Annotated in this window: 9 protein-coding genes; 6 read left to right on the plus strand and 3 right to left on the minus strand. The window is 71.4% G+C overall.

Annotated elements, in window-relative coordinates; all coding sequences use genetic code 11:
* Both AR3_RS27510 and AR3_RS27515 read right to left on the minus strand, forming a co-directional pair.
* A partial coding sequence (locus AR3_RS27510) for a Clp protease N-terminal domain-containing protein (RefSeq protein ID WP_281179294.1) occupies positions 1-782 on the minus strand: 782 nt, incomplete at its 3' end.
* 292 nt (positions 783-1,074) lie between these two features.
* Positions 1,075-2,787 (minus strand): AfsR/SARP family transcriptional regulator, encoded by a 1,713-nt coding sequence (locus tag AR3_RS27515; protein ID WP_169803905.1) that lies wholly within the window; start codon positions 2,785-2,787, stop codon positions 1,075-1,077.
* Positions 2,788-2,955: 168 nt separating this feature from the next.
* Here AR3_RS27515 and AR3_RS27520 point away from each other — a divergent pair, with 168 nt between their 5' ends.
* From AR3_RS27520 to AR3_RS27540, 5 genes are all read left to right on the plus strand, one after another.
* Positions 2,956-3,717, plus strand: a complete 762-nt coding sequence (locus AR3_RS27520) for a hypothetical protein (RefSeq protein WP_146150408.1) — start codon at positions 2,956-2,958, stop codon at positions 3,715-3,717.
* Between the two features lie 252 nt (positions 3,718-3,969).
* Positions 3,970-4,566, plus strand: coding sequence for a hypothetical protein (locus AR3_RS27525; protein ID WP_067918341.1), 597 nt, complete (start codon positions 3,970-3,972; stop codon positions 4,564-4,566).
* 62 nt (positions 4,567-4,628) lie between these two features.
* Entirely contained in the window at positions 4,629-5,390 is a 762-nt protein-coding gene (locus AR3_RS30925) for a hypothetical protein (RefSeq protein ID WP_157406804.1), read from the plus strand.
* A 145-nt stretch (positions 5,391-5,535) separates the two neighbouring features.
* Positions 5,536-6,942 (plus strand): cytochrome P450, encoded by a 1,407-nt coding sequence (locus tag AR3_RS27535; RefSeq protein ID WP_067918345.1) that lies wholly within the window; start codon positions 5,536-5,538, stop codon positions 6,940-6,942.
* 266 nt (positions 6,943-7,208) lie between these two features.
* Complete coding sequence (locus AR3_RS27540; protein WP_067918347.1) at positions 7,209-8,276, plus strand: S1 family peptidase; 1,068 nt, start codon at positions 7,209-7,211, stop codon at positions 8,274-8,276.
* Between the two features lie 117 nt (positions 8,277-8,393).
* Here the strand turns inward: AR3_RS27540 and AR3_RS27545 are convergent, their stop codons facing one another.
* Positions 8,394-9,746 (minus strand): cytochrome P450, encoded by a 1,353-nt coding sequence (locus AR3_RS27545; protein ID WP_067918349.1) that lies wholly within the window; start codon positions 9,744-9,746, stop codon positions 8,394-8,396.
* Positions 9,747-9,929: 183 nt separating this feature from the next.
* Here AR3_RS27545 and AR3_RS27550 point away from each other — a divergent pair, with 183 nt between their 5' ends.
* Complete coding sequence (locus AR3_RS27550; protein ID WP_083952145.1) at positions 9,930-10,769, plus strand: SAM-dependent methyltransferase; 840 nt, start codon at positions 9,930-9,932, stop codon at positions 10,767-10,769.
* Positions 10,770-10,855: the final 86 nt, after the last annotated feature.

Raw genomic sequence — 10,855 nt, forward strand, 5'->3', positions numbered from 1 at the left:
AAATCACCGCGATACCGCGACCCCGCCACCAGCGCACCCAAATCCAGGGTGTACAGCTGCTTGTCCTTCAACGTCTCGGGCACCTCGCCCTTGACGATCTTCTGCGCCAGCCCCTCCACCACCGCGGTCTTACCGACACCCGGCTCACCGACCAGCACCGGATTGTTCTTCGTCCGCCGCGACAGCACCTGCATGACCCGCTCGATCTCCTTGTCACGACCGATCACCGGGTCCAACTTGCCCTCACGCGCCGCCTGCGTCAGATTCCGACCGAACTGGTCGAGGACCGCCGACGTCGCGGGGGCGGGTTCGCTGGCGCCGCCCGCGCCCGCGGGCTCCTTGCCTTGGTAGCCGTGCAGGAGCTGGATGACCTGCTGACGCACACGGTTCAGGTCGGCGCCCAGCTTCACCAGCACCTGAGCGGCCACACCCTCGCCCTCACGGATCAAACCCAGCAGGATGTGCTCGGTGCCGATGTAGTTGTGCCCCAGCTGCAACGCCTCACGCAGCGACAGCTCCAGCACCTTCTTGGCACGCGGAGTGAACGGGATGTGCCCCGACGGCGCCTGCTGACCCTGGCCGATGATCTCCTCGACCTGCTGCCGCACCGCCTCCAGACTGATCCCCAACGACTCCAGCGCCTTGGCCGCGACCCCCTCACCCTCGTGGATCAAGCCAAGCAGAATGTGCTCGGTGCCGATGTAGTTGTGGTTGAGCATCCTGGCCTCCTCCTGAGCCAGGACGACAACCCGCCGCGCGCGGTCGGTGAACCTCTCGAACATCTCGTCGCTCCTCGGGCGCCGGTTCCCTCAAGGAGGGGCTTCCTCCCCTTAGGAGTGCGTACCCCGCATTCAACCCCTTGTGGTTCACTGAACCTTCCTGCGTACGCCGCCAGCGAAATACTCTGCGACCTGAGACGGAGGTTCGGGCCAGGGGATTCGGGACACCGACGCCGATCGGTCGCGCAGCGGATATGCGTGTGCGCATTCTGTAATCGCCGCCACGGGCTGCCATTTTCGCGCGGGACGTTCATTCGGGTACGGCCGAGCCCGACGGCCGCCGCCCGTGCGGGGATCAGGGTTCGGGCACGGGGGTGGACACCGGGACGGCGACGAGGACCTCGGCGAGCGCGCGGACCACCGTGGCCGGAAGCAGGCCGCGGATGATGAGGTCCTCCGGGGAGGCGAACGGGCCCTGCGTCTCCCGCACTGTCACGATCAGCTTGGCGTGGTAGGGGTCGACGCCGGGCAGTCCCGCGAGGACGTGCTCGGGCACGGCGTTGAGGTCGACGAGCCCGCCGTCGTCGAACGTCCGCGGCAGGTCCGGCCGCCCGATGCGCAGTTCCCGGGCCACGTCGGGATGGCGGCCGACCAGGACGCGGGCCTGTTCGCGGCGCGCCCGCCGTTCGATCATCTCCACCACCGCCGGAGGCGGGACGGCCGCGACCTCGGGTGCGGGCGCGTCGGTCAGCAGCGCCAGGTGCACCATGCCGCCGAAGACGGTCGCGATGAAGGAGATGGCCGCGGGGACGCCGTACGGCGTGTTCCCCTCCTCATCGGCCGTGCCCATGATGGCCCAGAACGTGATGCTCAGCAGGAGGTAGCCGGTCGCCGCCAGCCAGAGGAAGCGGCTGCGGCGGCGTCCCGCGTAGTAGGCGACCAGCGCACAGGTGCCCGTGCCGAAGGTGAGCGGTGGAATCGCCAGCAGGATCAGCCGCTTCCACAACGGCGTCCGGCGGTACGGGTACGGCGTCGGCCCCGCGGCGAGGACGAAAGGCGAGAGCGACGCCGACGGGTACGGCGCGAAGGGGACCGGTGCGTACGGAACCTGTGCGTACGGAACCTGTGCGTACGGGATCTGTACGAAAGGGACCTGTGCCGGCGGGATCTGCGCCGGCGGGATCTGCGCGAAGGGCGCGGCGTGCGCCTGCGCCGCCGACGGTGCGGACGCGGGCGGCGCGGAGGGTGCGGAAGCGGGCGGCGCGTCGGCCGCCGCGGGAGCCGCCAGCGCGGGGTCCGCGCGCAGGATGCGCAGATGGAGCTGCTGCAGGCGGTCGCCGGGCTCGACCCCGAACTCGTCGATGAAGAACTCGCGGGCGTCGCGGTAGGCGGCCAGGGCCTCGGCCTGCCTGCCGCACCGGTAGAGCGCGAGCATGAGCAGGTAGCGCAGCTGCTCGCGGAGCGGGAAGTCGGCCACCAGACGGATCAGCTCGGGGACCAGCTCCGCGTGCCGTCCCTGGTCCAGCTCGATCTCTATGCAGGCCTCCAGGGCGGCCGCGCGTTCTTCCGCGTACCGTTCGCGGGCCGCGTCGAACACCGGACCGGTCAGCCCGGCCAGCACCGTGTCCCGCCACATCGCCAGGGCGGCGCGCAGCATGACGGCGGCCTGCGCGGGGTCGTCGCCGCGCACGGCCAAGGCCCGCCGGACGTCGCGCTGGAACGCCTCGGCGTCCAGGTCCTCCGGCGGGACGTGCAGCGCGTACCCCGCGGGCGTCAGGGTGATCAGCCGTCCGGGGCTGCGCGGGGAACGGTCGGGCTCCAGCACGCGGCGCAGGCCGGCCACGTACTTCTGCACGACGTTGGCTCCGTTGTCGGGCGGATCGTCGCCCCAGACCGCGTCCACGATCGCGTCCGTGGAGACCGGCCGGTTGGCGTTCAGCAGCAGCACGCCCAGCACCGCGCGCTGTTTGGCCGGCCCCAGGTCGAGCTCCTCGTCGTCCCGCCAGACCCGCAGCCGCCCCAGGATCTCGAACCGCAGCGACGGCGCGGTCACGGGCTTGTCTGCCACCGACATTCCTCCAGGTACCACCGCTGCGGCAGTGGGATCGCAGCCCCGCGGCAGTCGCCCCGCAGCGACCGCAGCGTAACGACAGTGGCCTCGCAGAGGCGACCGCATAACGTCTCCGCTGCGACACCGGCCCGGTGTCGTGACGGACCCGACCATGGGAGACCTCTGATGCGAAGGCACATGGGTGTCGTCTCGGCCCTTCTGACTGGGGCCGTGCTCGTCCTCACCGGCTGCGAACCGGCCGACGGGGGCAGGACGAGCGGGGGCGAGGCCGAGGCGTCCACCACTTCGGTTTCGCCCTCGCCGAGCGCCACGGCGACCGCCACGGCGAACGGCGTCGAGCGGTTGCGTCCCGCGCAGATCCTGGCCCGCGCCCGCGCGGCGACGCTCGCGGCGCGCTCGCTGCGCGTGCACGGCCGGGTCAAGCAGGACGGCGAGAAGATCAGTCTAGACCTGCGGTTCGACGGCCGGACGCGGGCGACCGGTGAGGTGACCATGAACGGCCAGCGCGCGTCCATCATCCGCACCGGCTCGGTCGTGTACTTCAAGGGCGACGACGCCTTCTGGAAGGCGGTGGCCGGCAAGGGCGCGGTGCAGCTTCTGGCGGGCAAGTGGCTGAAGGCCACCACCAAGGTCGAGGGGTTCGGCGAACTGGCCGAAATCGGCGACCGCAAGAAGCTCCTCGCCGAGATGCTGAAGGACGTCGGCGCCTTGACCAAGGCGGACGGGACGTCGCGCATCGGCGGCCGGGCGGCCTTGGCGCTGCGGGGTTCGGGAGGCCGGATCTACGTGGCGACGGAGGGCGAGCCCTATCTGCTCCGCCTGGACGGCGGGGCCGACGCCCGCGTGGATTTGTCGGCTTTCGACGAGCCGGTCACCGTCAAGGCCCCGCCCAAGGATCAGGTGGTGGACATCTCGGGGCTGGTATGACCGCGTCGCGCATCGGCGGCCGGGCGTCCCCTGGAGTTTGCAGTCGTGACGGACCCGACCATGGGAGACCTCTGATGCGTAGGCACATGGGCGTCGTCTCGGCCCTTCTGACGGGGGCTGTGCTCGTCCTCACCGGTTGCGAACCGGCCGATGGGGACAGGGCGAGCGGGGGCGAGGCCGAGGCGTCCACCGACTTCGGTTTCGCCCTCGCCGAGCGCCACGGCGACCGCCACGGCGAACGGCGTCGAGCGGTTGCGTCCCGCGCAGATCCTGGCCCGCGCCCGCGCGGCGACGCTCGCGGCGCGCTCGCTGCGCGTGCACGGCCGGATGAGGGATGGCGGCCAGAAGCTGGGTCTCGACCTGCGGTACGACGGTCGGACGCGGGCGGCCGGAGAGATGACCTTCAACGGCCAGCGCATGTCCATCATCCGCCTCGGCCGGGACATCTACTTCAAGGGCGACGAGGCCCTCTACATGGAGGTCGGCGGCAAGGCCGAGGGCAAGGCCATGGCGCAGCTTCTGGGAGACAAGTACGCGAAGGTCACTACCAAGGAGAAGGAGCTCGCCGAGCTGGCCGGCTTCTTCGATCGCAAGGAGTTCCTCGCCGAGATGCTGAAGGACACCGGCCCCTTGATCAAAGCGGGCGGGACGTCGCGCATCGACGGCCGGGCGGCCCTGGTGCTGCGCGGCGTGGGGGTCCGGATCTACGTGGCGACGGAGGGCGAGCCCTATCTGCTCCGCCTGGACGGCGGAGCGGACGGCCGCGTGGATTTGTCGGCTTTCGACGAGCCGGTCACCGTCAAGGCCCCGCCCAAGGATCAGGTGGTGGACATCTCGAAGCTGGAGTGACCCGTCGCGCATCGACGGTCGGGCGCCCGACCATGCATGGGAGACCTCTGATGCGTAGGCACATGGGCGTCGTCTCGGCCCTTCTGACGGGGGCTGTGCTCGTCCTCACCGGTTGCGAACCGGCCGATGGGGGCAGGGCGAGCGGGGGCGAGGCCGAGGCGTCCACCACTTCGGTTTCGCCCTCGCCGAGCGCCACGGCGACCGCCACGGCGAACGGCGTCGAGCGGTTGCGTCCCGCGCAGATCCTGGCCCGCGCCCGCGCGGCGACGCTCGCGGCGCGCTCGCTGCGCGTGCGCGGCCAGATCAGAGAGGACGGCGAGAGGGGCGATGTAGACCTGCGGTTTGACGGCCGGACGCGGGCGGCTGGAGAGATAACCATGGACGGCGGGCACGTGTCCATCATCTGCATCGACTCGGTCGTGTACTTCAAGGGCGACGACGCCTTCTGGAAGACGGCGGCCGGCAAGGCGGGCAAGACCGGCAAGGGCACGCCGCAGCTTCTGGGCGGCATGTGGCTGAAGGACACGGCGGAGGGGTTCGGCGAACTGGCCGAAACCGGCGACCGCAAGAAGTTCCTCGCCGAGACGCTGAAGGAAGCGGGCACCTCGATCAAGGTGGAGGGGACGTCGCGCATCGGCGGCCGGGCGGCCTTGACGCTGCGGGGTTCGGGGGGCCGGATCTACGTGGCGACGGAGGGCGAGCCCTACGTGCTCCGCGTGGACATCGGGGCGAAGGGCTACCTGGACCTGTCGGGTTTCGACGAGCCGGTCGCCGTCAAGGCCCCGCCCGAGGATCAGGTGGTGGACCTCTCGGAGCTGGAGTGACCGGTCGCGCGTCGGCGGCCGTCCCCTGGGGATTGCGGTTTGCGCAGGACGCCATGACAAGTGCGGCACATGCCGAAATCACCCTGCATGATCGGTAGCTGTCGCTACAGTGATCACTCGCAGGTCTCATAGGCGAGGGGATGCCATGGAAGTCCACCGGCTCACCGCCTCCGGCGGCGGTTCCCTGGAGACGATGGCGGTCGAACCGCTCCTCACCCGCGACTACGACTCCCGGCCCTCGCTGGTGTACGAGCGGCTGCGCGCCAAGTACGGGCCGGTCGCGCCGGTGGACCTGCTGGGCGTGCCGGTGTGGCTGGCCCTGGGCTACTCGCAGGTCCTGGAGGTGCTGCGCAACCAGCGCGGCATCTGGAGCAAGCGGCTGAGCGACTGGACCGCGCTGGCCGAGGGGCGGGTGCCGCGCGACTGGCCGCTGCTGCCCGCGCTGGAGGTCAACCATGTGATCTTCCAGGAGGGGGACCGGCTGCGGTCGCTGCGGGCGGCCTACTACGAGGCGCTCAAGCCGTTCCAGGACGCCGCGCACCCCCAGGGCCGGCAGCTGCGCGACGCCATCAGCCGCAGCGCCGACGAGCTGATCGACGTGATGACCGAGGGGGGCGGCCGCACCGGCTTGGTCGACCTGTGCGCCCAGTACGCCCGGCCGCTCCCGCTCATGGTCGTCGACCACCTGCTCGGCTTCCAGAGCGGCCGCGGCGACGAGGTCCTCATGGACATGTGGCGGGTGCTGGACGCCGGCCCCGACTCCGCCGCCGCGCTGGAGCGGCTGCTGGCCGCGCTGAGCGAGCTCGGCGCGGCCAAGATGGCCCGTCCCGGCGACGACTTCCCGTCCTACCTGCTGGCCGCGTACCCCGAGCTGACCGTCGACGAGCTGTCGCGCGAGCTGATGATGCTGGTGGGCGTGACCGGCGACCACACCGGGGTGCTGATCGGCAACACCATCGCCGAGGTCATCACCGCCGACTCCGGCGCCCGCGACAGCCTGTCCATGGGCATGCTCCGCGAGACGGTGAACCGGGTCGCGATGGTGAACCCGCCCATGGCCAACCTGACCTTCCGCTGCCCGACGGTGGACACCCGGCTCGGCGACTTCACCATCGCCGCGGGCGAGCCGGTGTTCCTGTCGGTGGCGGCCGCGCACCACGACCCGGCGTTCGCCGGCAGCATGCACTCCGACTCGGTGATCAGCTCCCGGGCGCACCTGGCCTGGGGCGCCGGGCCGCACGAGTGCCTGGGCCGGGAACTGGCCACCACCATCGTCACCATCGCCATCAGCCGGCTGTTCACCCGGTTCAGCAGCCTCGCCCTGACCCTGCCCGCCGACCAGCTCCCCTGGCGCTCCTCGCCGCTGATGCGCGGGCTGCGGTCGCTGCCGGTGCAGTACGAGCTGGCCGAGGGCGCGGTGCCGGCCGCGCCGCCCGCGTCCCGTCCGGCGGAGGCGTCCGCCCCGTCTGCGCCCGCAGCGGACGGAGGCGGGGAGACGGCGCGTCCTTCGCTGTGGCGCTTCCTGCGCAGCCTGCGCCGCGGCGGCCGCTGACCCCTCCCAGGGGCACCCGACGATCTTGGCGAACACCGTCCTAGGTGACCGCATCCGGCCAAGTCGCGACTTTCTCGGTCAAGTGCCGACAAGGCAGCGGCATGACGACCTTGCGGTGACACGGCATTTTCGCAGTGTTGCCAGAGTCGGTCAGATCATTGGTCAACTTCTTCGTCTTGTGCGGGGTTAACCGGTGCCCGCAAGATCCAAGTCACTCAGGACACCTCACCCGGAGGCGTCCTGATCTGTTGGGAGGCACAGTGAGGATGCGACCCATCCACCCCGCCACTGTCGTCGGAGCAACCGTTCTCGCCGCGGCGACCGCCCTGGTCGCCGCCCCGTCCGCGAGCGCCGCCCCCGCCGCGCCCGCGGCGCCGCAGGCCCAGCCGGATCCCGGACGCCTCGCGACCACCCTGTCGCAGCGGCTCGGCACCAAGTCGGCGGGCTCCTACATCGACCAGGGCACCGGCAAGCTCGTCGTCACGGTCACCGACGCCGCGTCCGCCGAGCAGGTGCGCGCGGCCGGGGCCGTCCCCCGCACCGTCGCCCGCGACGGCGCCGCCCTCGAGCGCGTCACCAAGTCCCTGGAGAAGTCGGTGACGGTGCCCGGCACCGCGTGGGCCGTCGACCCGGTGACCAACAAGGTCGTGCTGTCGTACGACGACTCGGTCACCGGCGCCAAGCTCGACGCGGTGCGCAAGGCCGCCGCCAAGCACGGCGACGCCGTCCGGCTGGAGCACGTCTCCGGAACCTTCCGTCCCCTCATCGCGGGCGGCCAGGCCATCTACGCCTCCGGCGGGCGCTGCTCGCTCGGCTTCAACGTCCGCAGCGGCAGCACCTACTACTTCCTGACCGCCGGGCACTGCACCAACATCGGCGCGACCTGGTACGCCAACTCCAGCGGCAGCACGGTGCTGGGCACCCGCGCGGGAAGCAGCTTCCCGGGCAACGACTACGGCATCGTGCGCTACACCAACAGCTCGATCTCCAAGACCGGTGACGTGTACCTGTACGGCGGCGGGTACCAGGACATCACCTCCGCGGGCAACGCCGTCGTCGGGCAGTCGGTCCGCCGCAGCGGCAGCACCACCGGCGTGCGCAGCGGCACGGTCACCGCGCTCAACCAGACCGTCCGCTACGCCGAGGGCACGGTGTCGGGCCTCATCCGCACCAACGTGTGCGCCGAGCCCGGCGACAGCGGCGGCCCGCTGTTCTCCGGCTCGATCGCGCTCGGTCTGACCTCCGGCGGCAGCGGCAACTGCACGACCGGCGGCACGACGTTCTTCCAGCCCGTGACCGAGGCGCTCAGCGCGTACGGGGTCAGCGTGTACTGATCGTGAGGGTCCGGTGAGCGCGGACCCTGATCGTGAGGGTCCGGTGAGCACGGACCTCCCGTGACCGCGCGTGCGACCGGGGCCGGGCGGAGCCTCCGCCCGGCCCCGCGTCGTGCGTCAGGCCCGCGCGGTCTCCCGCGGGGTCAGGTTCATGCGGATGTCCTCCTTCGCCCACAGGACGAAGCGCTCGATCGGGGTGACCGTCTGCCCCGGCGCCAGCTCGAACCGGAACCGCTTCAGCAGAATCGCCAGCACGAGCTCGGCCTCCACCATGGCGAGGGTCGAGCCCTCGCAGCTGCGCGGCCCGATGCCGAACGGGATGTAGGCGAGCCGGGGCCGCCCCGCCGACGCCTCGGGAGTGAAGCGCTCGGGGTCGAACTTCTCGGGGTCGGGCCAGTACTCAGGGTTAAGGTGAACGGCCCAGAACGGGTAAAAAATGGTCGTTCCGGCCGGGACGGTGTACTCGCCGAGCGTGATGTCCTCGGTGGCCTCGCGGGCGCCGTACGGCCCGGGCGGGTACAGCCGCATCGTCTCGCGGACGACCATGTCCAGGTACGTCAGGCGCTTGAGGTCGGCGTACTCGGGGACGGCGCGGTCGCCGAGCACCCGGTCGACCTCGGCGGCGGCGCGTTCGGCCGCCTCCGGGTGCTTGGCCAGCAGGTACAGCGTCCAGGAGATGGCGACGCCGGTGGTGTGGTGGGCGGCCAGCATCGTCATCAGCACCGTGTCGCGGATGCGCGCGGGCGACTGGCCCGCCGCCGACAGGGCCGCCACCAGGTCGCTGCGCTCGGCCTCGCCGTCCGTGACGCCGCGGGCCCGGTGGGCCTCGAGCACCCCGTCGACGACGGAGCGCAGGTAGGCGAGCGCCTCGTCGGCGCGCCGGCGGTCCTTCTCGTCCCCCTGGTACTGCCGCTCCAGGTATTCGGTCAGCACGGTCTCGAAGGCCGCGACGACCCGTCCGGCGGTCTCCTCGGACTCCAGGCCGCTGCCCAGCGCGTAATGGCAGATCATGCGCAGCGACAGCTCGGCCAGGTCATGCTGGAGCGCGATCGGCCCGTCGGCGGCGCGCTCGGCCCACCGGTCGGCCAGCTCGGAGGCCAGGGCGGTGAACCGGGCGAAGTGCGCCTCGTGGGACGGGCGTCCGGCCAGCACCGACAGCATCACCCGGCGCCACGGGATGTGCTCCTCGGCGGGGATCGTCTGCAGGTTGCCCGACTCCTGCAGCGGGGCCAGGAACTCGAACAGCTTGTCCGGCCGCTTGTTGATCTTCGCGGTGGCCTCCAGCAGCACGGGGTCGGCCACCGACACCGCCTGGTCCACGCCCGGCAGCGGGAACCGCACCACCGGGCCGTACTCGGCGTGCAGCTTCAGCTGGTAGTTGTGCAGCCCGCCCGCCGCCACGACGGCCTCGGCGCCGTCCTGGTCCGCGGGCGGCCCGGGGATCTCCGCCAAGCCGTCGCCTCGTCGCATGACGCTCCTCCCGTGCGCGACTCCGGTCGGTGGGGGCCGGCGGCGCGCGTCCCGGGGGACGTCCGCCCGTCGGGACGGGGCGGCGCAGGAGCCGCGGCGGCGGCCGTTTCCCACGTCGGGGTCGCGGTGTTCGGTCCTCCGAGTGAATCGCTATGCTTCATGATCTCAGGTATTTCGCGAGCCATGGCGGAAGTTCCGGAAAAGCACCGTCGCGCAGACCGGGAGAGGATTCTGGACACGGTCGATCCGCGGACGCCCAACGTCCCCCGCATGTACGACTATCTCCTCGGCGGCAAGGACAACTACGCCGTCGACCGAGAGGCCGTCGCGGAGGTCGTGCGTCGCGCGCCCGACACGCCCTACATGGCGCGGCAGAACCGCGCCTTCCTCGGCCGCGCCGTGCGCTTTCTGGCCGCGTCCGGCATCCGGCAGTTCCTGGACATCGGCTCCGGCCTGCCCACCCAGGGCAACGTGCACGAGATCGCCCAGGGGGTCGCCCCCGACTCCCGCGTGGTGTACGTCGACGTCGACCCGGTGGTGCTGACCCACGGGCGCGCGCTGCTGGCCGGACGGCCCGGCGTGGCCGTCATCCAGGGCGACGCCCGGCGCCCCGAGGAGATCCTCGCCGCCCCCGAGCTGCACGGGCTCATCGACCTGGAGCAGCCGGTGGCCGTGCTCATGCTCGCGGTGCTGCACTTCATCGACGACGTCGACGACCCGCACGGCATCGTCGCCCGGTTCCGCGACGCCATGGCCCCCGGCAGCTACCTGACCGTGACCCATGTGACCGGCGACTTCGACACCGACGGCCGCGTCCGGGAGGCCGCCGCGGCCTACGAGTCGGCCACCTCGCAGATCACCCTCCGCGGCCGCGCGGACGTGCTGCGCCTGTTCGACGGCTTCGAGCTGGTCGACCCGGGCCTGACCACGCTGGCCCTGTGGCGGCCCGACCCCGGCGAGAGCCTGCCGCCCGACGCCGACCGCCAGTGGTGCTACGCCGGCGTCGGCCGCAAGATCGACTAGCTGTACTGACCATGGACGTTGGTGACGGCGACACGGCTGGATGATCTTGAAATGGGGAGGACCTCCTGGCGTGGTGTGGAGCTACC

It is taken from the genome of Actinomadura rubrobrunea NBRC 15275 (assembly GCF_001552235.1).
In the GTDB taxonomy this organism is placed as follows: domain Bacteria; phylum Actinomycetota; class Actinomycetes; order Streptosporangiales; family Streptosporangiaceae; genus Spirillospora; species Spirillospora viridilutea.

Coding starts and splice junctions, on each gene's coding strand:
- AR3_RS27540 (WP_067918347.1), top strand. CDS start 7,209: ATGCGACCCATCCACCCCGCCACTGTCGTCGGAGCAACCGTTCTCGCC.
- AR3_RS30925 (WP_157406804.1), top strand. CDS start 4,629: ATGGGCGTCGTCTCGGCCCTTCTGACGGGGGCTGTGCTCGTCCTCACC.
- AR3_RS27520 (WP_146150408.1), top strand. CDS start 2,956: ATGCGAAGGCACATGGGTGTCGTCTCGGCCCTTCTGACTGGGGCCGTG.
- AR3_RS27535 (WP_067918345.1), top strand. CDS start 5,536: ATGGAAGTCCACCGGCTCACCGCCTCCGGCGGCGGTTCCCTGGAGACG.
- AR3_RS27545 (WP_067918349.1), bottom strand. CDS start 9,746: ATGCGACGAGGCGACGGCTTGGCGGAGATCCCCGGGCCGCCCGCGGAC.
- AR3_RS27550 (WP_083952145.1), top strand. CDS start 9,930: ATGGCGGAAGTTCCGGAAAAGCACCGTCGCGCAGACCGGGAGAGGATT.